The 25348-nt window shown below is 38.1% G+C and carries 6 protein-coding genes; all 6 read left to right on the top strand.

Going from position 1 to position 25348, the window contains the following annotated elements:
• Positions 1–23 precede the first annotated feature (23 nt).
• Positions 24–6224 (top strand): non-ribosomal peptide synthetase, encoded by a 6201-nt coding sequence (locus tag GFU89_RS20250; RefSeq protein ID WP_318848850.1) that lies wholly within the window; start codon positions 24–26, stop codon positions 6222–6224.
• Between the two features lie 50 nt (positions 6225–6274).
• A complete protein-coding gene (locus tag GFU89_RS20245) occupies positions 6275–11461 on the top strand; it encodes a MupA/Atu3671 family FMN-dependent luciferase-like monooxygenase (protein ID WP_318848849.1) in 5187 nt (1728 codons plus the stop codon).
• A gap of 19 nt (positions 11462–11480) precedes the next feature.
• Entirely contained in the window at positions 11481–16067 is a 4587-nt protein-coding gene (locus GFU89_RS20240) for a polyketide synthase (RefSeq protein WP_318848848.1), read from the top strand.
• Between the two features lie 42 nt (positions 16068–16109).
• Entirely contained in the window at positions 16110–19307 is a 3198-nt protein-coding gene (locus tag GFU89_RS20235; RefSeq protein ID WP_318848847.1) for a non-ribosomal peptide synthetase, read from the top strand.
• Positions 19308–19331: 24 nt separating this feature from the next.
• Positions 19332–23819, top strand: coding sequence for an SDR family NAD(P)-dependent oxidoreductase (locus GFU89_RS20230; RefSeq protein WP_318848846.1), 4488 nt, complete (start codon positions 19332–19334; stop codon positions 23817–23819).
• A gap of 32 nt (positions 23820–23851) precedes the next feature.
• Positions 23852–25348 (top strand): condensation domain-containing protein (locus GFU89_RS20225; RefSeq protein ID WP_318848845.1); only part of this gene is annotated, 1497 nt, incomplete at its 3' end.

Raw genomic sequence — 25348 nt, 5'->3', positions numbered from 1 at the left:
TATCTGACCGAAGCGTGGCTATTATGGAGTTATCATCAATTCAACAAGATATCTGGATCAATCAAAGTTTGCATCCGGATTCACCAATGTATAACGTAGGAGGATATGCATACATCTGTGGCGATTTAAAAATTGATGTACTGCAGGCTGCCATCAAAAACATTCTCGAAAATGCCTCGGTATTCGAAACGTTATATGCATTTCTTACGGAAGAAATGGGTAATAAAGTACAGCTGTGCAAGCGGTACCATATTGATGTCATTGATTTTTCTAAAGAGGATACACCGGAAAAATCATGCTTAAACTGGATGGATTCGGATATAAAGAATAAAATCAACCTTTTTCGCCATGCTATCGAAGTTACAATACTTAAGCAAAGCAATACGGCTTTTTATTGGTATATTAAATCGCACCATTTGGTTTTCGACGGTTATGCCATGGCGTTGATTTTTAAAAAGGTCTTTAAATTGTATGCCAGTATAATCCATGGAATGTCTGAAGAATTCAACGAGCCTGTCAGATATTCCGACTTTATAGCTTACGAAAAGGATTACAGACTCTCAAATGCCTATCGCAACGATGAGACTTTTTGGTCAGGGAAAATAGCATTAGATATTTCTTCGAATGCCTTTGGGGTAACCTATAATTCTCGTTCGGAAAGTAATTCTTTATGCTCAAAACGCCAGGAGTTGAAGATTTTAAGGAAAACATTCAACAAAATAAAAGAATTTACCCAATCTAATAATTATTCTATTCAGAATTACTTCATAGGGGTTATTTATACAGCTAATTTTCTTTATAATGATGAAGCATTTATTTTAGGTATACCAAACCACAATAGAAGTTCCCATGGCTTCAAAAACATATTAGGAACATTTGTAAATATTTGTCCGTTAATACTTTCTGGAAATATCGGTGAGTTTTCATTTTCTGAGCTGATGGAAAATATTCAGAAAGAAATGAGGTTGTCATACAGGCATTACAAATATTTAACGCTGAGTGAAGACCGGAATTTAGAAACCCAGCAATATAACACCCTGTTTTCTTACCAGAAATACCCATATTCAATTGACTTTGAAGGCCTGAATGTTGCTATTAAATATTTATCTAACGGAGAGCAGAAAGAAAATCTGATTTTTCATCTGTTAGAATATAGTGATACAGATGATTTAATACTTGCAATCGATTATAAAGAAATGCACTTTTCTTTTGAGAGGATCGCGTCACTTTTAAAGCATCTGGATGTTCTTGTCAATAAATTGTGTGAACTTCCTGATCCTCATCAGCTATTAAAAGACATTGACTATCTAAGCGCTGAAGAGCGTACATTGCTGATTTCGGGTTTTAATGACACGGATGCCACTTACAAAGAGGGCAGCATTGTTTCGTTAATCCATGACCAATTTCTTTCAGCTCCGGATTCGGTAGCAGTCAGGTATAAATCGACTGTTTTAAGTTATTCGGAATTGGATGATTTATCGGGTAGGTTTTCAAATTATCTCAGGCAAAAAGGTATTGAACATGAAGATTTGGTTGGGGTTAAGCTCAACAGAAGTGAGAAACTGGCCTGGGTTTTACTTGGTATATTAAAATCCGGCGGTGCTTATGTGCCGATCGATCCAAAATATCCGTCAGACCGTATTGATTATATTCTGGCCGACAGCCAATGCAAACATGTCATCGACCAGGCTGCCCTTGATGAATTCTGGTTTGGCCGTGAGTCTTTCTCCCCTGAAGTGATACCGTTGGAAATTACAGGCCCTGAGCTGGCTTATATTATTTATACTTCGGGTTCTACGGGCCAGCCCAAAGGTGTTATGATCACGCATTCGAATGTGTATCATTTTGTGAATTGGGCAAAGTCAGCATTCCAGGAGTCCGATTTCAATACCACTTTTGCTGTCACATCAATTTGTTTCGACCTGTCGGTCTTTGAACTGTTTTATACTTTATCAGAAGGAAAGACAGTTGCAATACTTGATAGCCCACTCGATATTAATGATCGCCTTCAAGATGCTACGTATGGTAAAATATTGCTCAATACGGTTCCCAGCGTGGTTGAAGGTTTGTTGTCTGAGAAGGCAAACCTGGCTTTTGTAAGCGTTCTGAATATGGCCGGAGAGCCTATTTCTCCTGGGATTATCTCTCAGCTTGACCTTACCGGGATTGAAGTACGCAATTTATACGGTCCGTCAGAAACGACCACATACAGTACCTGCCATCGCATTTTTAATAAAGGAAAAGTGTTGATCGGCAAACCTATATCCAATACACGGATCTATCTGCTGGATGGTCATCTGAACCCAATTGCTATTGGTGCGGTTGGGGAGATCTGTATTGGAGGAAAAGGCGTTGCCAGGGGCTACCTTAACAGGCCTGACCTGACGGCATCCCGATTTATCAGCAGTCCTTTCATTTCAGGTGATATTTTATACAAAACCGGTGATTACGGACGTTGGCTTTCAGATGGCACTATAGAATTTTTAGGGAGACAGGATGATCAGGTCAAGATCCGAGGCTACAGGATCGAGTTGGGTGAAATCGAAAAAGCCCTTACATGTTGTAAAGGGATTACGAGAGCGGTGGTTTTGGTTCGGGATCAAAATGCCGGTCTTGACAAAGAATTGGTTGCTTTTATAGTTTCAGACCACGAACCGGATATGGCTGCAATCAGGAACGAACTGGCTCTAACTTTACCATCATACATGCTGCCTTCGCGTTATATCGTTGTAGAAGAATTCCCACTGAATGCCAATGGAAAGACTGACAAAAAAGCCTTGCTTTCTCTGGATGTGAACACTACAGTGAGCAATGAGGCTCATATTAGCCCAAGAAATGAAACCGAAACAGCACTCGCCAAAATGTGGGCAGAGATCTTGTCGCTCGATGCAGACAGCATCAGCGTAAAAGACGATTTTTTTGTATTAGGCGGACATAGTTTAAAAATCAGTTTGTTATTAAACCAAATCAATAAAAGATTTCAGGTTCATATCGCGTTGATCGATATTTTTAATTGTCCAGTACTTGAGCATCAGGCCAGACTGATCATCAATTCAGAAAAAACAATTAGAACCGATATTCCGCAGGCTGTCAAAAAAGAATCCTATGCTTTATCTTCAGCCCAAAACAGATTGTGGATTCTTAGCCAGTTTACAGGAGGAAACCGAGCCTATAATATGACTGGCAGTTATGTTTTTTATGGCGATCTGGATAAGAAAGCTTTTGCAAAAGCATATATGTTATTGATAGAAAGGCACGAAGTTTTGAGAACCTATTTTAAGAAAGATAGTTTTGGTGAAATCCGCCAGTTTATTGCGACACTTTCAGAGTCTGATTTTTCCTTAAAGCTTGAAGACCGAACCTTAGAAGCATTCAATGAAAGAATATTGACTGAAATCAACGTTAATGAAGGTAATAAAACGTTTGATTTATACCGTGCACCTTTAATTAAAGCTAAAATAATATCATTTGCCAATGGACATCATGTATTAAATTTTGTTGTTCACCATATCATATCTGATGAATGGTCGCTAAATATCATCTTCAAAGAATTGGCAGCGCTGTATAGAAATTCCAGACTGACCCCGCTGAAAATGCACTATAAAGATTATTCAGAATGGGAGAAAATTATACTGGTAAATGATACGCTAACCGATAAATATTACTGGGAGAAGCAGCTTTCCGGTGATTTGCCGCTAATTGATTTGCCGTTTTATAATAACCGCCCAAGAATAAAGTCTTATAAAGGTAATACCATCAGAACATATCTAGACGAAAATGCAGCCGCGAAGCTAAAAGCCATTTCCATGAATGAAGGTGGTGGCACCTTATTTATGGGGGCAATGGGGCTTATTTTCACTTTATTGCATCGATATACTGGACAAAATGATATAATTGTTGGCGTGCCAATGAACAATCGTAAGCATATTGATTTGGACGAACAAATCGGATTGTATGTCAATACGCTGCCGATACGAGTTAAATTTGATGAAACCGATAACTTTTACAGGCTTTTAGCCCGTATGAAAGCATTGGTTTTAGATGCTCAAACCCATAGCGTATATCCGTTGGATGAAATTGTCAAAAACCTAAAATTAGGAAAAGATCCAAGCAGGAATCCACTATTTGATGTGATGGTAGTTTTCGAGAATACTGAGACAAATGATTATAAAAATGCCTGCTATTTCGATGATTTAACGATAGTGAAATATCAGGAAGACAAAAGTAAAGTAAGCAAATTTGACTTGACATTTTATGTCCGTGAAAAGCATGATAAAGTAGAGGTTGCGATCGAATACAATACAGATATTTTTGATGCCATTACGATTGAGTCTATTTTGACTCACCTTGATACCACGTTAATTAAAGTTACTTCCGATCCTCATCAGCTATTAAAAGACATTGACTATCTAAGCGCTGAAGAGCGTACATTGCTGATTTCGGGTTTTAATGACACGGATGCCACTTACAAAGAGGGCAGCATTGTTTCGCTAATCCATGACCAATTTCTTTCAGCTCCGGATTCGGCAGCAGTCAGGTATAAATCGACTGTTTTAAGTTATTCGGAATTGGATGATTTATCGGGTAGGTTTTCAAATTATCTCAGGCAAAAAGGTATTGAACATGAAGATTTGGTTGGGGTTAAGCTCAACAGAAGTGAGAAACTGGCCTGGGTTTTACTTGGTATATTAAAATCCGGCGGTGCTTATGTGCCGATCGACCCAAAATATCCATCAGACCGTATTGATTATATTCTGGCCGACAGCCAATGCAAACATGTCATCGACCAGGCTGCCCTTGATGAATTCTGGTTTGGCCGTGAGTCTTTCTCCCCTGAAGTGATACCGTTGGAAATTACAGGCCCTGAGCTGGCTTATATTATTTATACTTCGGGTTCTACGGGCCAGCCCAAAGGTGTTATGATCACGCATTCGAATGTGTATCATTTTGTGAATTGGGCAAAGTCAGCATTCCAGGATTCCGATTTCAATACCACTTTTGCTGTCACATCAATTTGTTTTGACCTGTCGGTCTTTGAACTGTTCTATACTTTATCAGAAGGAAAAACAGTTGCAATACTTGATAGCCCACTCGATATTAATGATCGCCTTCAAGATGCTACGTATGGTAAAATATTGCTCAATACGGTTCCCAGCGTGGTTGAAGGTTTGTTGTCTGAGAAGGCAAACCTGGCTTTTGTAAGCGTTCTGAATATGGCCGGAGAGCCTATTTCTCCTGGGATTATCTCTCAGCTTGACCTTACCGGGATTGAAGTACGCAATTTATACGGTCCGTCAGAAACGACCACATACAGTACCTGCCATCGCATTTTTAATAAAGGAAAAGTGTTGATCGGCAAACCTATATCCAATACACGGATCTATCTGCTGGATGGTCATCTGAACCCAATTGCTATTGGTGCGGTTGGGGAGATCTGTATTGGAGGAAAAGGCGTTGCCAGGGGCTACCTTAACAGGCCTGACCTGACGGCATCCCGATTTATCAGCAGTCCTTTCATTTCAGGTGATATTTTATACAAAACCGGTGATTACGGACGTTGGCTTTCAGATGGCACTATAGAATTTTTAGGGAGACAGGATGATCAGGTCAAGATCCGAGGCTACAGGATCGAGTTGGGTGAAATCGAAAAAGCCCTTACATGTTGTAAAGGGATTACGAGAGCGGTGGTTTTGGTTCGGGATCAAAATGCCGGTCTTGACAAAGAATTGGTTGCTTTTATAGTTTCAGACCACGAACCGGACATGGCTGCAATCAGGAACGAACTGGCTCTAACTTTACCATCATACATGCTGCCTTCGCGTTATATCGTTGTAGAAGAATTCCCACTGAATGCCAATGGAAAGACTGACAAAAAAGCCTTGCTTTCGCTGGATGTGAACACTACAGTGAGCAATGAGGCTCATATTAGCCCAAGAAATGAAACCGAAACAGAACTCGCCAAAATGTGGGCAGAGATCTTGTCGCTCGATGCAGACAGCATCAGCGTAAAAGACGATTTTTTTGCATTGGGCGGACATAGTTTAAAAGCAGTTCAGCTCATTTCAAGAATCAGGGAAAATCTGAATACAAATATCTCATTAGAAGATGTTTTTGAAAAAAGAGATATAGAAGCGCTGGGCAAGTATTTAGATCAAAATAAAGAAGCACTAATAGATGTGCCAATTGAACGAGTACAAAGAAGTGCTTATAAAATGAAAAAATAAAGCAGAAGTGCGCTCATTAGCAGTATATCTTCTGGCATAAAAATAAAGTTATGGATAATTCGTATGTATTTCCAATGTCTTCTGGACAAGAAAGGATGTGGATGCTCAATCAAATGAATGACAATATCACGATATATAACCTGCCTGTGGTCATAGATATAAAAGGACCGATTGACTTCCCTTTGCTGGAAAAATCTGTTATATTGTTGGTTCAACGGCATGAAATATTAAGAACAAGCTTCAATTTGATTGATAACAATCCGTCGCAGGTAGTATATGATGAAGGCCTTATTGCATTGACGTATACAGATCTGACCGGATCTACCTCACAAGTTAGGGAAAATCAATCCAGAGAGGCTGTTCACAAGCTTGTAAATGCTGCTTTTGATATAAAGGAAGGTCCGCTGTTGCGATTAAATTTGATAAAGAAAAAAGAAAACCATAACACATTGGTGATTGTAATGCACCATATCATTTCGGATAGCTTGTCACTGAGATTGCTTGTGGAAGAACTGATGTTTAATTATGAACAGCTGTTGAAAGATTCGGAATACCAAAGTGAAGAACTGCCAATCCAATATGCGGATTATACCATATGGCAAAATAAATGGCTTCAAAGCGATCAATATACAAAAGAGCTCAATTACTGGAAAAACAATCTGGAATCCCCTATAGAATACACAAACCTTCCAATAGACAAGCCGAGGCCCGCAATTCAAAGTTATAATGGCGCAGTTATAAAATTTGAAATTCCCCAAAACCTCTATAACCTCCTTGAAGTTGTAAGTAAAGAAAACAACGCGACGATCTTTATGACATTGTTTTCGGGATTTTCGATGTTGATCACGCAACTGTCCCGCCAAAACGAAATTGCGATTGGTACACCAATTATGAGTAGGCCAAGAAAAGAATTAGAAGGGTTAATAGGTTTTTTTGTTAATACATTGGTCATCAGGAGTGAAATAGTTAAAGGTCAAACCTATGCCGAATTTCTGAAAGAAACACGAGACGTTTTAATTGCTGCTTTTTCGAACAGCAATTTGCCGTTTGAAAAATTAATTGAAGTACTGAACCCTAAAAGGAATTTGAGCTTTTCACCTCTTTTTCAGGTAATGTTCAGTATGCATGATGAAAAATCATACCCTCTGAAAGCAGCAAATTTAGAGCTGACTATTTTAGATACGGAACAAAGCGCATCAAAATTTGATTTTACCCTGCACATAGAAAAAACAAATGGCGGGGCAACGGGAATCTTTGAATATAATACAGATTTGTTTGAATGCGAATCGATCAACCGGTATATTTCCAGATATATGGCGATTATTACTAAAATCGCTGAAAATCAGAATGAATTGGTTTCAAAAATGCTTGCTATTCCTAATGAAGAAAAAATTACTTTATTGGAATGGAATAGCACGCAGCTTGCATACGAATCCTCCGATACCATCATCAGTCAATTGGAGGAGCAAGTTAAAAGTACTCCTGATGCGATAGCATTAATTCATGAAAATGAGCAATACAGCTATTTTGAAATCAGCCAGGCAGCGCATCTCTTGGCCGGAAGACTTATTGAGACCGGCATAAATAAAGGTGATGTGGTAGGGCTTTTCATCGACAGAAGCATCGAGATGGTTATTGGGATTTTTGGAATATTGAAATCGGGGGCAACCTTTTTACCGCTGGATCCCAAGCATCCACAAGACCGGCTGGAGTATATGGTAACCAGTTCACAATTGAGCGCGGTGGTTGGCTTTGAAAAATATGAAAAAAGGATCGCCAGCTGGAAGAAGCCTGTGGTTTTTATAGACAGAATTATGTCTGAATCGTCTGAACCTGCTCATCTGGATCTGGTTATAAATCCAGAAGCAATAGCTTATATGATGTTTACTTCAGGAAGTACAGGTAAGCCTAAAGCGGTTTCTGTAAGACATAGAAATGTTGTTAACTTTTTTGCGGGAATGGATCAGGCAATAGGGAAAGAACCTGGAACATTCCTTGCACTCACAACATATACATTCGATATTTCCATTTTAGAGCTCATTTGGACGATAACCAGGGGCTTCAAAGTAATTATCCAGACAGAAATCAGGAATTCAAATATTTCCAGCAGGAACAAAGTCCTTGATTTCAGCCTCTTTTATTTTGCCAGTTCAGAGGACAGCGCGGCTGATGAAAAATACAAACTTTTATTGGATGGCGCGAAATATGGCGATGAAAACGGTTTTAATGCAGTCTGGGTCCCTGAAAGACATTTTCATGAGTTTGGTGGTATTTATCCAAATCCGTCTGTACTGGGAGCTGCTTTGGCAGTAATGACACAAAAAATTAATATCAGGGCAGGAAGCGTGGTATTTCCACTTCACAACCCGATCCGTATTGCCGAAGAATGGTCTGTAGTAGACAACCTTTCTAACGGAAGAGTAGGCATTGCGGCAGCATCGGGATGGCATGTCGATGATTTTGTATTCTATCCTAAAAACTATAACAACAGGCAGGAAGTAATGTACGACAGCCTGAATAAAGTCAGAAAATTGTGGCGAGGTGAATCTGTAGGTTTCATGAACGGAAATGAAAAACTTAAAGAAGTAAAGATTTACCCAGGCCCATTGCAAAAAGAGCTTCCTGTCTGGATCACCTCTGGCGGGAATATTGAAACCTTCCGGTCAGCAGGAAAGTTGGGGCTAAATATACTTACTCATTTACTAGGCAATACCATAGAAAATCTTTCTGAAAAAATTGATGCCTATAGAACCTCATTGAAGGAAAATGGCTTTGAGCCCGAATCCGGGAAAGTTTCAATTATGCTGCATACCTACATAGGCGAGGATATTGAAGAAGTGCACCGGGAAGTACGTATGCCCCTGATAAATTACTTAAAAAGCTCTGCAGGTCTCGTCCAGAAAATGTTCGAAAGCGAAATTTCAAATGGCGGAGAACTTTCAGAATCTGATATAGATGCTTTGCTGAACAATTCGTTTGAACGGTATGTTAAATCGGCAGGTCTTATTGGTACGAAAGAAAGCTGTACGGAAATACTTGATAAATTATATGCAATCGGAATTGATGAAATTGCCTGTCTGATCGATTTTGGGCTAGACTATTCATTAACAATGAAAAGCCTAGGCTTTATAAAAGAATTGAAAGATGAATACAATTCCAATCTTAAGAGTACTGTGGACTTTTCAATTCCTGAGCAGCTGGTGAAACATAATATCACACATTTTCAATGCACACCATCATTAATGCGTATGTTGAATGCCGATTTAAAGATTTATGAAAAAATGAAATCGGTAAAACGTATTCTATTGGGAGGAGAAAAACTGCCTTTGGATTTAGTAAAAGATGTGTACAGCCAGTTGCCTGATGTAGAAATTTTTAATATGTATGGACCAACTGAAACTACAATCTGGTCAACAGTATCAAAGGTAGACAGACAAACAGACAAGATTTTCATTGGCAAACCCATAGCAAATACCCAGATTCATATTTTAAGCGATGAAATGGAGGTTCTTCCGATTGGTGTTAAGGGCAGTATGTATATCGGAGGTGATGGTGTGTCAGCAGGCTATCTTTCAGATCACGAGCGGCATGCTAAATCCTTTGTAAAAAGCCCTTTTTCGGATGGGCTAATTTATAAAACTGGTGATATCGGACGTTATGCAAATAGCGGGAACATAGAAATATTTGGCCGTGAAGACGAACAAATAAAGATAAGAGGCTACAGAATTGAACTGGGCGAAATCGAAGCAGTAATAAATACCTGCGAAATTGTCCGGGAGGTAGGTATATATATAGATGACAGTAATAATAGCCCTGAGATCGTCGCCTGTATCTCTTTAAATAATACTCAGGGAGAAACGTACAGTGATCAAAAAGAAAACAAGGATTTACTTTCCCTGAATGATAAAAAAACGGTTTATAAATCATCCGGCAGGTCGTTATACCAATTGCCGAACGGCTTATCAGTAGATCATTACAATGCCCATACGACTAATTTAATGTATAAGGAAGTATTTATCGATAATGATTATATCAAGCATGGCATCATTTTAAATGAAGGCTCTTGTGTGATTGATGCAGGGTCTAACATCGGTTTGTTCAGCTTAATGATCCATTCAAGGTTTAAAAATATTAATATATTTGCATTTGAACCGATTCCGACGACATTCGAAAGGCTGCAAAACAACTTTGAAAATTACGGAATTAAAGGACGGGCCTACAACAAAGGTCTTTCCAGTAAAAATGAGACCGTCCAGTTTACGCATTATCCAAATATGTCTGGAATATCAGGAAGGTTTTCTAATACCGGCAGCGATATCATGGCGGCAAAGAATGTAGCCAAAAGCTATATGAATGATCATGATGACCAGTTCCTGCAAGAAATGGAACGGCTCATAGAAAATAGGTATGAAACCGAGAATTATTCTTGCGAGCTTACTACGATCTCTGACGTGATCAAAGAGAACAATCTGAAAAAAATAGACCTTTTGAAGATTGATGTTGAAAAAAGTGAATTGCTTGTACTAAAGGGAATTTCCGATGACGATTGGGATAAAATAGAGCAATTCGTACTAGAGGTTGATACCCGGGAACACAAAGAAGAAGTGATTCGTATTCTAGAAGCCAGAGGATATAATTTATTTGTTCATAACCTGGTTGAAGTAGATAAAAAAGAAGACAACCCGAATGATGTTTTTGCCTATATCATTTATGCGACAAAAAAGTCGGCAAAAGCTTTAGAAACTGTTGAACTTAGCATCCCAGAATCTTTATCTTTCATAAAAAAATATGTGAAAGACAAGCTTCCAGAGTACATGGTGCCAACACATTTTAAAGTTATAGATGAATTTAAGCTTAACACAAATGGTAAAATTGACCGTAATGCATTGAAAAACAGCAAAAGTAAGGTGACTACATTGCCTGAAAAGATAACCGCTGATGCTAGCCAACCAATGTCTGAAGTAATTTCAAATATCTGGAAAAGCTTGTTGCAGCTAGACACGATCGATCCAAATAAGAACTTTTTCGATCTTGGTGGGCACTCCTTGTTACTGATAAAAATGCAGGCAAGTATTGAAGAAATCCTCAACATTAAAATTTCGGTTATTGAATTATTCAAATATCCAACAATCGATTCCTTATCTCAATATCTGGGCTACGATAAACAGGAAAAATCGGAATATGACAGAGCAGCGTTGAGAAAAAACAGGCTTCAGGGTAAAAAAAACAGGGCCTAAAATACTAAAATTAAAAGATATGGATTCCGATAAATATATAAATGATATTGCAATAGTTGGGATGTCGCTTAGGTTTCCTGGTTCTAAAACCATAGATGAATTTTGGAAGAACCTATGTGATGCCAAAGAGTCAATTTCCGTTTTTTCTGATGAAGAGTTAAGGTCGAATGGCATTCCGGAAGCATTTCTCAATGATCCTAATTATGTAAAAGCGAATGGCGCATTAGAAGACATAGATATGTTTGACGGGAGTTTTTTCGGATACACTCCGGCCGAATCTAAAATACTTCCTCCCCAGTTCAGACTGTTCCTGGAATGTATATGGGAAGCGCTCGAAGACAGCGGAAACGTACCCAATAAATTTCCGGGAACCATTGGCCTGTATGCAGGATCAGGGATGAATTCCTACCTGATTCACAACATTCTTACCAACAAAGAAGAAACCGATGCAGCACTGGGCTTGCAATTGCGAATCTTTAATGATAAAGATTTTCTCCCTTTGCATGCCTCATATAAACTTGATTTAAAAGGCCCAAGCTTAAACATCCAGACTGCGTGTTCGACATCATTGGTCGCAGTGCATATGGCTTGTCAGAGTTTGTTAAACGGAGAATGCGATCTGGCTATGGCCGGAGGGGCTTCTGTAGATGCCATTCAAAAAACGGGCTACTTCTATGAAGAAGGATTCATTACTTCCAGAGATGGACATTGCAGGACATTTGATGAAGCAGCAAGCGGATCTGTGAGCGGGAACGGAGTCGGCGTTATTGCGCTTAAGCGGATGTCAGAAGCATTGGAAGATAAGGATCATATTTATGCGGTCATTAAAGGAAGCGCTATAAATAATGATGGGAACCACAAAATTGGCTTTACAGCGCCAAGTGTGGAAGGACAAGCGAAAGTAATTGCCGAAGCTATGTCTATGGCTGAAGTTGATGCAAGCCACTTAGGCTATATCGAGGCCCATGGAACGGCCACTTTGTTAGGGGATCCTATCGAGATAGCCGCTTTAAACCAGGCTTTTGCGAAATCTGGCAAGACTGGAAACTGTGCCATCGGTTCAATTAAACCAAATATTGGTCATGCCGATACTGCAGCAGGAATCGCGGGGCTTATTAAGGCAGCGCTTTGCTTAAAATATAAAATGATCCCTCCGACTTTACATTATAAAAAGGCCAATCCTAAAATAGATTTTAAGGATAATTTTTATGTAAATACAGAATTAAAAAAATGGGATTCTGAAAAAAAAAGGTATGCTGGAGTGAGCTCTTTTGGAATAGGAGGAACGAATGCCCACGTCGTTCTGTCGGAAGCACCTGAATTCATTTCCGAGGAACTTCAAGTGCCTGAGTTGTTTTTAATGTCTGCAAAAACAGAAACAGCATTGGCAAAAATGGGAGAAAATTTACTTGATAAAATAGCGCTTAACCGAGAAATGAAACTAGCAGATATTGCTTACACATTAAGGGAAGGTCGTGAATTTTTTGGTAAACGCAAGTTCTTTGTTTCTGATACGATTGAGGATTTTAAAAATAATTTAGGTCAATTTCACACTATTCCGGGGTATGAACTTTCAGACAATCATACCATAAAAAACATTTGTTTTATGTTTCCGGGCGGTGGTGCACATTATCAGGGAATGGGGAAGGACCTGTACAAAACAGAGCCTGTATTTAAAACTGTGGTTGATGAGTGCGCCCTGATCCTACTTGACGTATTAGAATTTGATATCAGAAACGAGCTTTCCTATTTTGATGATTCCGGTAATAAATCGCATTTCAATGATACCGCCTATTCTCTATCTGCTTTATTTGTTGTAGAGCTTGCGATGGCAAAATTGCTCGAAAGCAAGAATGTAAAGCCCACATATATGATCGGGCACAGTATGGGAGAATATGTAGCGGCGTGTTTATCGGGCGTATTTTCTCTTTCAGATGCGCTGAAAATTGTAGCCCTGAGAGGTAAATTATTCAACACTTTGCCTAAAGGTGCAATGTTGAGTGTCTTTTTATCAGAAAAGGAAATTGAAAAGTATTTAACAGTCAACCTCTCTGTAGCCGCAGTTAACAGCAACTCAATGACCGTTATATCGGGTAAAAAAGAAGAAATAATACAGCTGAAAAATGAACTTTCTGATCATGGGATTGAATGTAAAACCCTGCATATTGATGTAGCGGCGCATTCAAAATACGTAGACGCCATATTGGATTCTTTTAGGGAATATTTAAACAAATTGACATTAAATGCACCCGGAATTCCTTTTATTTCTAATCTTTCAGGTACTTGGATAACGTCTCAAGAAGCTACCGATCCAGAATATTGGGTAAAACATCTTCGCCAGACGGTACGATTTTCAAAAGGTATAGAAAATATACTTGCAAATAAAAACACGGCAATTATTGAAGTTGGTCCTGGGCGCTCATTAACGACTTTGTGCCTGGCGCAAGTTTCAAGAAGTGAAAAGCAGTTAATCATCGATTCGATGCCGGGCTATAAAGACACTATGTCGGATAGCAAAAAGATGTTGAGTGTTATCGGGAAGTTATGGGCAAATGGGTTTGAAATAGATGGAAGTATATTTAACGAAAGTCATAAAATACCATTGCCAACGTATCCTTTTGAAAGAAAGAGGCACTGGATTACTCCGTCGGTATTAAACGAATTTAATGAAAGCGGTACAAACAAGCTCCCGTTATCCAAAATCTTTTATTTGCCTTCATGGAAAAGGATTGAACTAGAAAACACGACAAACACTGAAACTGCATTTGACAATTGTGTTTTGATTTTTAAAAATGAAACTGATTTTGAAAATGAATTACTAAGCCAGATCAAAAAGACCAATTCTAAAATTATCGAAGTAACAAAAGGAGAAAAATTCCAACACAATGGAAACAGATTTACTATAGATATCCAAAGTCAAAACCATCACATCAGACTTGTTGAAATTTTAAATAGAGAAGACAAGCTTCCAACGCAAATTATCTATTCATTGCCATTGCAGAAAAAGTCTTTTACAACAAAAGACCATGAGATAGATCTTAACACTATTGACAGGGAAAGTTTCGAAAATTATTTCGGACTGCTATACCTATCGCAGGCAATACATAAATTGACGGCTGAAGATCGCATAAAAAACATACAGATCATCTGTGTTACCAATGAGCTACACAGCATTACCGGAGATGAGGAAATCGACCTTATTAATATACCTCTTCTGGGGGTTGTAAAAGTAATTCCACAGGAATTTACCAAAATTGATTGTATCAATATAGATTTATCAATTAGCAATAAAGAAAAATGGACATTTTTCATCAATACGATATTAAACAGCATTAATAGTAAAACCGAATCTCATAAAATCCGGGCTTTAAGAGGACGTTTCCAGTGGGTTCCTTCTTACGAAAATATTGAAATAAGTAAATCGATATTGGATGACCATACTCTAAATCCGGTCCGGGATTTGGGTGTATACATTATTGCTGGCGGATTAGGAGATATTGGGCTGGCTGTTTCAGCACAATTGGCAAAAAGTGCAAAAGCGATTAAATTGATATTGCTAAATCGTTCTTTATTTCCTTCGCGAGCTACTTGGGAAGGAATCATTCGTGAAGGAAAAGATACCGAAAGCATTCAAAAAATCCAGAAAATCAAAGCAATTGAAACCTTGGGGGCTGAGGTGATCCTGTTGCAAGCAAATGTTCTCGATGTAGAAAGTATTGAGAATATCAGAGAGAAAATCCTTGAAAAATATGGACAAATCAACGGAATTATTCAGGCTGTAGGACAGTATGAATCAAAAAACAACAGCGAAATATTTGGAGCTAAGGTAAAAGGGACCTTAATTCTCGACCATGTTTTTAAAAATATAGAACTAGAGATGTTCATTTTATTTTCATCCCTAAATTCGGTGATCCCGGTATATGGGCAGTCGGAATATGCGGCTTCGAGCTGCTTTTTGGATGGCTATGCAAATTATAGAAAAACGGTTCTTGGAAAGCCAACATTGGTCATCAATTGGGACCGCTGGCAAGGAATGGGCTCTGCTGCAAAAGTAGAAAAGACATTTAAAGAATTGACAGGTACCGAACTGGATGTCTCTCTTTCTGAACAAGAAGGTGTTGAAGCATTTGATAAAATGATAAGAACACAAAACACTCAGGTGTTGGTTTCCTGTTATGACTTGCAGAACAAAATAGAGATCAATAGAATGGGATTATCCCGGTTACTGCAGGACATAGAAATCAAGGATTCAATCGCAACGACTGAGAAACAGCTTGTTTATAAAGAGAACCTGGACGATTCATTAGAGGCAAAAATAGAACGTATTTGGAAAAATATCATTGGAATTGACACTATAGGTATTTACGAAAATTTTTTCGAAATAGGTGGGCATTCCTTAATGGCAGCCCGAATCATTTCACACATAAAAAAAGAGGTGAATGCTGAAATCTCACTGGTCGAATTCTTTAAAGAGCCCACCATCGCAAATCTCGTTTCTATAATTACGGAACAGAGAAACGAAAATAAAAAACCAATCCTTAAAATTGAAACGGTAAGTAGGGAAAAAAAATATTTCACGTTTGATGAGAACGGGGAAATAGAATAGCAAATAACAATCTTAATTAATAACCTTAAAAAATACATTTTTGTGAGCAAGCATGGTTTTATAGCTACTTTGAGTTATCAGCAAAAAGAATTGTGGATCGCCGAACAGTTTAAAGCAAGGACAAATACTTATGTGATATCGACTTCATATAAAATTGAAGGTAATGTCAATGTTTCCTGCTTGGAAAAAAGCATAAATAAGATCATACAAAGACATGAAATCCTAAGAACCGTTTTCATTAAGCAAAATGATGAACCTATTTTGTTTGTTGAAGATGAAAAAGAATTTTTCATTGATTACAAAAAGGCAGATGATATTGTAGATTGGAGTGAGGTGGAAAAGATCAATCAAATGATTTTTTCGCAGGAAGCCATTCCAATAGATATCATCAAAGGACCCTTGTTAAGGGTAACGCTTTTTAAAATTGCAGAAGAAAGTTTTTTGATGCTCATAGAGGTACATCATCTTATCTGCGATGGATGGTCCTTGAATATTTTCATGGAAGAGCTGTTCCATTTTTACAATCAGGAAGGTGAAGCCTCTAAAAAAGAACTTCCTGCATTAACAGTGCAGTATCCAGATTATACAGCATGGGAAGGCCAATATTTACAGCAGCATAACTTTGATGAAAATTTAGCTTACTGGAAGAATAAGTTGCAAACAGCGTCCAGAAGCATAGCTTTGCCTGTGGATTATCCACAGACACTGTACCAGACAAATGAAGGATCTGTTATATTTTTTGATTTTCCCCTAGAATTAAGCAAAAAAATAAAAAAGTATGCCACAGCACATGAAGTAAGCCTTTTTACAATGCTGTTTTCAGGATTCGGAATCTTATTGGCACGCTATAGTCAGCAGGATGATGTGCTCATCGGAACAACCATTGCCAATAGAAAACAATCGGAACTTGAAGATCTAATTGGATTTTTTGTGAATTTTGTTGCGTTAAGGCTGCAATTTGACAATACGATGACATTTTCAGATTTCTTGCTCGAGACAAAAAAAGAGGTCATTGAAGGTTTCTCTAATAGTCAGCTGCCTTTCAGCAAACTCATAAATGAGCTTCAGCTGCAGAAAGATGCCGCGCTTAATTCGTTTTTCCAAGTCATGTTTATTTTCCAGAATACCCCGAAGGTAGCCTCAAGGATCCATGAGCTTGAAATCACACCGTATAAGAATAACAACCTTACCGCAAAATATGATATTACTGTTGAAATGAGAGAATCTGGCGATCAGATATCGGGACTATTTCAATACAATACCAGCATATTTAAAAAAGAAACGATAGAAAGAATGATTGGTGCCTTTGCTGAAATATTTGAATCGGTCACCACAAATGAAACGATTCTGCTTAGCGAAATCAACTGTATCACGGCACAGGAGTTGGATGAATTGAAATACAGGCTGAATGATACCGATGTACTCTTAGAAAACTGCCCTTCACTTATGGCCCTTTTTGACGAAACGGTACAAAAAAATGGAGATAAGGAAGCATTGGTTTTTAACGGAAAAGTTGTTAAATACAGCGATTTGGATGATGCTTCAGATAGGTTTGCCTTTTTTTTGAAAACAAACCTTCATATCAATTATGGAGATCGTGTAGCGCTAAAAATGAAAAGAAGCGAACAATTGATTATTGCCATTTTAGGAATTTTAAAGCTTGGAGCTGCATATGTGCCACTTGATCCCGATTATCCGGAATTAGTTGTTAATGAAATGATTGTTGACAGCGCTGTAAAAACTGTAATTGATGATATAGTCTTTGATAGTTTTTATATGCAAATAGCTTCATTTCCAAGATATAAAAGACAATGGCAAGACAACGAAGACCAGGTCATCGCACTGCTGTATACCACAGGCTCAACCGGCAAATCTAAAGGCGTCATTATAAAAAATTCGAATCTGTACAACAGGCTTCACTGGATGTGGACCGTATTTCCATTTCAGGAAAAGGAAACCTGCGCAGTTAAAACTTCTTTTAGTTTTGTAGATCATATGTGGGAACTTTTCGGGCCGTTGCTTAAAGGTGTCAAAATTGTTATATTCGACTATCAGATGATTCTAAACATCCCTGAATTTATTGATCAGTTGATACATTACAGTATTACTAGGATTGTACTTGTGCCTTCCTTATTGGCAGAAATATTAAAATATAAGGACTTATGCCTTAAATTAACACAGCTAAAAGAATGGACAAGCAGCGGGGAGGTACTTCATCCGTATTTGGTCGAAAAGTTTTATAGCCTATTCCCACACAGTAGGTTACTCAATATTTACGGTTCAACAGAAGTCACAGCAGATGCCACATATTATGATACATCTGTAGATAAAAAAGGCGGAGGGAAAATACCAATAGGCAAACCAATATACAATACAAAAGTATTCATTTTGGATGATCAGGGCCAGTTGTTGCCAATTGGCGCTACAGGAGAAATTTGTATAAGCGGATCAGGAGTTACGGACGGCTATTTCAGGAATGATACGTTGAATGCATCAAAATTTTGTATAAGTGAAGCTTTGAGCGGCAAAAAGCTATATAAAACCGGAGATTTTGGAAGATGGCTTTTAGATGGAAATGTTGAGTATGCTGGCAGAAAAGACAATCAGGTGAAAATAATGGGAAATCGGATCGATCTAGTTGAGATAAAAACACAGCTGATGAAACTGCAGACAATTGAAGATGCTGTTGTAATCAGCAAAGAAACTGAAAATGGGCATAATACCTTAATTGCTTTTTTGTTATCTAAAGAAAAACTGGATGTAGAGCAAGTGCGTGCAGATCTTGGAGAACGGGTCAAAAACTACATGGTGCCATCCATTTTCATCCAACTTGATGAATTTCCGTTGATGCCAAATGGCAAAATTGACGAAAAATCGTTAAAAACAGCTGCTGTGGTCACTACAGCTGCTACTGAATCCTTTTTGTCGCCAACAAGTGAGATAGAGAAAAAATTAGTAGGTTTGTGGAGCGATATTCTGGATATTCCATCAGACAAAATTGGTGTATTGGACAATTTTTTTGAGCTTGGCGGCAATTCCATAAAGCTGCTGAACCTGGTTACCAAGCTGAAATTGAATTTTCAAAAAGATATTGATATCACGGATATTTTCAAATATATCAACATCAAAAGCCAAGCGCTTTTCCTGGCTGATAAAGAAAAGCAGCAAATCAGATCAGATCGGGAAATTGAATCTTCCCGTGACTTACTCATCGATACAATAGATAAGTTTTTAAATTAATGAATTTTATCAAAACACACATAAATGAATAAATATACTGGGTTGGAAATTGCCGTAATCGGTATGTCGATAAAATGCCCTGGGGCCAATAATATTACAGATTACTGGGAAAACCTGCTGGAGGGCAAAGAAAGTATAAAGCGTCTTACAAAAGAAGAGTTGCTGGAAAGGGGCGTGAGTGAAGAAAACATTGAAAGTCCCAATTACATCAATGCCTCTGGCGCTATGGATGATTATGAATCTTTCGATGCCAACTTTTTTAATTACCTGCATAACGAAGCCATACATCTCGATCCTCAAACCCGTCTGTTCCATGAAATTACCTGGGAAGCCTTAGAAGACGCGGGCTGCAATCCCGATGTTTATCCCGGAATGATAGGTATGTTTATAGGTGTCCCTTTAAATGCCATGTGGAAAGTACATTCGTCCTTGGCAAAAAATGATACAGGATTAAGCTCTTATTATATTGAAATTTTGAACAGTAAAGATAATCTTCCTATGCTGATTTCGAATAAGCTAAATCTTCAGGGCCCTTCTTTTTCACTGAATACGGCTTGTTCTTCATCGTTGGTTGCCATTCACCAGGCCTGCCGGGCTATACTTACTGGGGACTGCAGTGTGGCAGTTGCCGGAGGCATTACTTTGGATTCGAATGCCAAAGGCGGATATTATTATGAAGACGGACTTATTTTTTCTCCTGACGGACATTGCAGGCCTTTTGATACAGATGCCAACGGAACAATCTTTTCCGAAGGAGCAGGAGCTGTAGTATTGAAAAAATTATCCGAAGCAATAAAAGACAACGATCATATTTATGGGATCATTAAAGGATCGGCAATCAACAATGACGGAAACAGAAAGCTCGGTTACATGTCCCCAAGCATTGACGGCCAGATAGAATGTGCCAGAAAAGCCTTAATCATGTCCAAGGTCGAAAGCGATTCCATTTCCTATATTGAAGCACACGGAACCGGTACCAAGCTTGGCGATCCGGTAGAACTCAAAGCCCTGGAACAGGCATATAGGCTTCCTTCAGGAAAAAAGTGTGCCATCGGTTCGGTGAAGTCAAATATTGGGCACCTTGATGTGGCGTCAGGTGTGGCGGGAATGATCAAGGTTTTGCTTTCTTTAGACCAGAAGAAAATTCCTGCATCGATAAATTTCAAAAAAGGAAATGAGAATATTGATTTCAACAAATCCCCTTTTTATATCAATGACACGCTAAAAAACTGGAAGAAAACAGATGAAAATCCGTTAAGGGCAGCTATAAGTGCATTCGGGATCGGAGGGACTAATGCACACATCATCTTGGAAGAAGCGCAGGATAAAGCTGTTACTGATGTTGTTGCAGCCCCATTATTTGTCTTTTCGGCAAAAACAAAAAAATCTTTAGAAAGCTACATAGAGAAGTATATAAAATATTTATCCAAAGAAAATGATCCGGCAAATCTTTCTGACCTGGCATACAGCCTGGCTGTTGGCAGGAAAGATTTTGACTATAAACTATCGGTAACATGTTCTGATAAAAACGGGTTGATTGCGAGCCTGAATGAAGCCATAGCCAAAGATTTGATTTCCGAGCCTGCAAAAGACGAACATTCCGTCGTTTTCATGTTCTCAGGACAGGGGTCGCAATACAAGGCAATGGGCAAGGAAATGTATGACAATATTCCTTTTTTTAAGCTTTGGATTGACAAAGGGCTTGAAGTCCTGGAATCGATATCTGATGAAGATCTTAGACAATTTATCTTTCCGACGACGGAAACTAAAGGTTTTGAAGATACAAAATACGTACAGCCGCTGCTATTCGTTTTTGAATATGCCATTGCACAATATCTTATGCATTTGGGGATTACACCAAAATTCATGATTGGTCATAGCGTTGGAGAATATGTTGCTGCGGCATTAGCTGATGTTTTTTCTTATGAAGAAGGATTGATGCTCATGGTAGAACGTGGCAAATTGATGAGCGCACTGCCTAAAGGAGCGATGCTGAGTGTGGCACTGAGCCATGAGGCTGCTCAGGATTATTTAGAAGATGATCTTTCTATCGCTTCAATAAACAGCCCAGGTCAGGTAGTGATATCGGGGGATCTATCAAAAATTGAAGCATTATCTGAAGTGTTGGAAAGTAAAGGGATTACAAACATTAAGTTAAGGACTTCCCATGCTTTTCATTCGGCAATGATGGATCCAATCCTTGAAGATTTCAGACTGGTCTTGAAAAAAATCAATCTGAAAGAACCCAAAATGCCTTATGTATCAAATTTAACAGGGGCTTTGGTTCAGGCCGGGGAAGTGACTTCGGAAATCTATTGGTTGGATCATTTGAGGCATGCTGTACAGTTTTCAGAAGGAATTCGTACGCTTATGAATCTGAATGCAAACGTGTTTTTAGAACTTGGGCCGGGGAAAACACTGACCGCTCTTTTAAGGCAAAATACAGCAAGTGCAAAAGGGCTTTTGGCTGTAAATATGATCGCCACAAAGGATTATGACGCTGGTGCCAATTTTCATTTTACCGAAAAAATCGGGCAGCTTTGGACAAATGGACTGAAGATAAATTGGCCATCATATTATGCAGGAAAACACCATCGAAAGCTTCCGATGCCGACTTATGCTTTTGAAAAAACAAAATACCAGGTAGTTGTAGGAAATTTTGATTCGATCAAAGAAAATGGCTTCCAGAATGCCAAGCCGGAGAAAAAGGATATTTTAGATTCGTTTTACATTCCGTCTTGGAAAAAAACATACTTAGTTAAAAACGAGGATACACCTTTAAAAGGTTATAGTCTATTTTTTTCGGAAGAATGCGATTTTTCAGAGCAATTAAAAGATACATTTACAGAAAGACAATCTGACCTTTTAATTGTAAAGCGTGGAAATGCATTTTTAAGGATTTCAGAAAAATATTACGAAATCAATCCAAACGATCCCAACGATTACAAACAGTTGTTTGCGGATCTGGAAAAAAGGGAAATCGTTCCGGAATACATCCTTTACAATTGGAAAAGCAGGGAAAACATGACCTTCAGCGACAAGGTCAGCCTGGATGAAAATGTTTTAGGGTTTTATTGCATCCAAAATATACTGAAAGGTCTTATTGCAACCGACAGGTTAAAAAATAGCAAAATTATTTTATTGACAGAAGCCTTATACCAGGTTGTAAATACTGAGTATATCTCAACGGAACATGCCATTACAAGCGGATTACTTAAAGTTATCAGCCAGGAAATACCTTCGGTTTTTGCCTGTATTGTTGATATAGACCTGAATGAAAAGAAGCATTGGGCTACTTTATCTGAATTGATATATAATGAAGTAAAATACAACAATACCGATAAAACCGTAGCTCTGAGAAATAACGCCAGATGGGTTCAATATATAGAAGACATACAAATCAAGAAGCGGGAAAGTACAAAATTAAAAGAAAAAGGTGTATATCTTATTACCGGAGGTTTGGGACATATGGGGTACACTATTGCTAGTCATTTGCTGGAGCACTACAATGCGAACCTTATTCTTATCGGAAGGACAGCTTTGCCAGTTGAAAGCGAATGGACAGAAGCATTGTTAGAAAATAACTCCAAAGCATACCGCTTGAACCAGCTTCTGAAAAAGAGTAGCAATGTCGCTTATTTTTGTGCCGATATTAATAATCAAAGCAGATTTGAAACATGCATGGAAGCTGCTGAAGCTAAATTCGGTCCGGTGAATGGTGTCATTCATACGGCAGGAATATTACACAGTGACTATTTTATGCATTGTGACAAGATCGACATCGCAAAGGCACTAGAGCAAATTGCTCCGAAACTTCACGGTACCAAAACATTGTATTCATATTTTAAAGATAGGGATCTTGATTTTGCTTGGTTATCGTCAAGCCTGTCTTCTTTTTTAGGAGGAATGGGAATTGTTTCTTATTGTTCGGGCAATATTTTTATGGATACTTTTGTTACACAACAGGCAAAAGAAAGCCCGAATTGGATCAGCGTGAATTTAGATTACCTGAATTTTAATGATCAAAAAGAAAAAAAATCGATCAATAAGAATGAATTAATTGAAACGTTTGAAGCCAGCTTGGAATTAGACGGCATAAATCAGGTGATTGTAGCAAAAGGAAATATCCATGAAAGATTTAAAAAGTATGTTCTTGATAAATTAGAAATCGAATCGGATTCTGTGGAGGTTGAAAAGTCGAAAGTCAACAGGAATTCTATTACAAGTCACTATATTGAGCCGTCATCGGATACAGAGATCAGGCTTTTGGAGATCTGGAGCAGCTTCTTGAACATCAATAATATAGGAGTTGTAGACGATTTTTTCGAACTGGGGGGAGATTCATTAAAAGGAATGGGTTTGCTGAAACTGATTATGAATGAGTTTGGCGTTAAAATAAACCTTGTAGAACTTTTCGACAATCCGAGCATTAAAACTTTAGCCTTTAAAATTGACAAAGAACTTTCTGCAGCTCAAAAAGGTCAGAAAGGAGAAAAAAATATAATCATTTAACAGTTTCGAATTATTTGAACCACAATGGCAATATGATAGCATTTATTGAAAAGCTTAAAGAACAGAATATTCAGATTTCTCTGGAAGGAGGGGATTTGAAGGTTACTTATTTTGGAGATGATTTATCGGCTGGGCTGATTGAATCGATAAAGGCCATGAAGCCGCAGTTAATCCAGTATCTTATGGAAACAGATGCTAGTAAAAGCAAGAACATCCCAATTGCGCCACTACAAGAAGCATATCAGGTGTCTAACGCGCAAAGGCGAATGTTAGTTCTTTCTTCAAACAATAAGATGAATGTTGCATACAATATATCCTATGCCTATAAAGTGACGGGGAATTTAAATAGGGAATATCTTCAATTGGCCTGTGATGATTTGATCCAAAGACATGAAGTTTTAAGGACCATTTTTTTTGAAACAGAAATGGGCAGCTTTAACCAGAAAATCTTAGCGCCAAGTGATTGCAGGCTAAAACTGGTATATGAAGATTTCAGCGGCTATCCTGATAAATCAAAATCGATTTCTAATTATCTAAAAGAAAAATCTTTAAAGGAGTTTGATAAGCAAAAACCGTTCATAAAATTTTACTTGTTAAAACTGGAAGAAAACAGTTACGTATTAAATTATATTACCCATCATACAGTTTGCGACGGGTGGTCGATGATTATTTTAATGCGGGATCTTTTCTCTTTGTATATCAGCCGAACAAACAACATCGAATCAACGCTTCCTGTTTTGAGAATTCAATATAAGGATTTTGCAGTTTGGGAAGATAAAAAAATGAATGCCATTTCATTATCTGATGCAAGGAACTATTGGCTGAAGCAATTTTCTAATGAGGTTCCTATATTAGATCTACCTGTAGATAATCCTTATCCTGCCGTAAGATCTTATAAAGGAGGTTTGGTTCATAAAACAATTGACTTAAAACTGAGTGATGATTTCCGAGAGAGCCTTAACCATGACAAATCGACTTTATTTATGGGTTTTTTGGCGTTAACAAATATCCTGATTTATAAATATACTAATCAAAAAGATATTGTTATTGGTTCTCCTGTGTCGATAAGGGATCAAGCCGATTTGGAAAACCAGATCGGAGTTTACATCAATACGCTGCCCTTACGGGTCATTCTAGATGTTAACAAAGGCTTTAAAACGCTTCTTGATCAAGTAAAAGAACTTACACTTGAAGCCTATAAATATAAAGATTATCCTTTCGAACAATTGATAGAAGATCTGAAAATTAAAACCGATGCCAACAAAAATCCATTATTTAATGTAATGGCTGTAATGCAAAACAACGACATTAGAAACGAAGGCAAACTGATTCAGGATTCGAATGAGTTTAAGATCGAAACCTACAAGGATAAAGGGGCAGAATATGTAACAAGTAAATTGGATCTTGCCTTCTTTTTTACAGACAATCATGAAAAAGGCTTAGTTGTTGGCATTGAATACAACACGGATATCTATCACAGCTCTACCATTGAGCGTATGTGCCGCCATCTGGATGCTCTTTTAAGATCA

It is taken from the genome of Chryseobacterium sp. JV558, from assembly GCF_033712365.1.
GTDB lineage: Bacteria > Bacteroidota > Bacteroidia > Flavobacteriales > Weeksellaceae > Chryseobacterium.
Note: the sequence above shows the minus strand (reverse complement) of the source record. Positions and strands in the feature narration are given on the sequence as shown.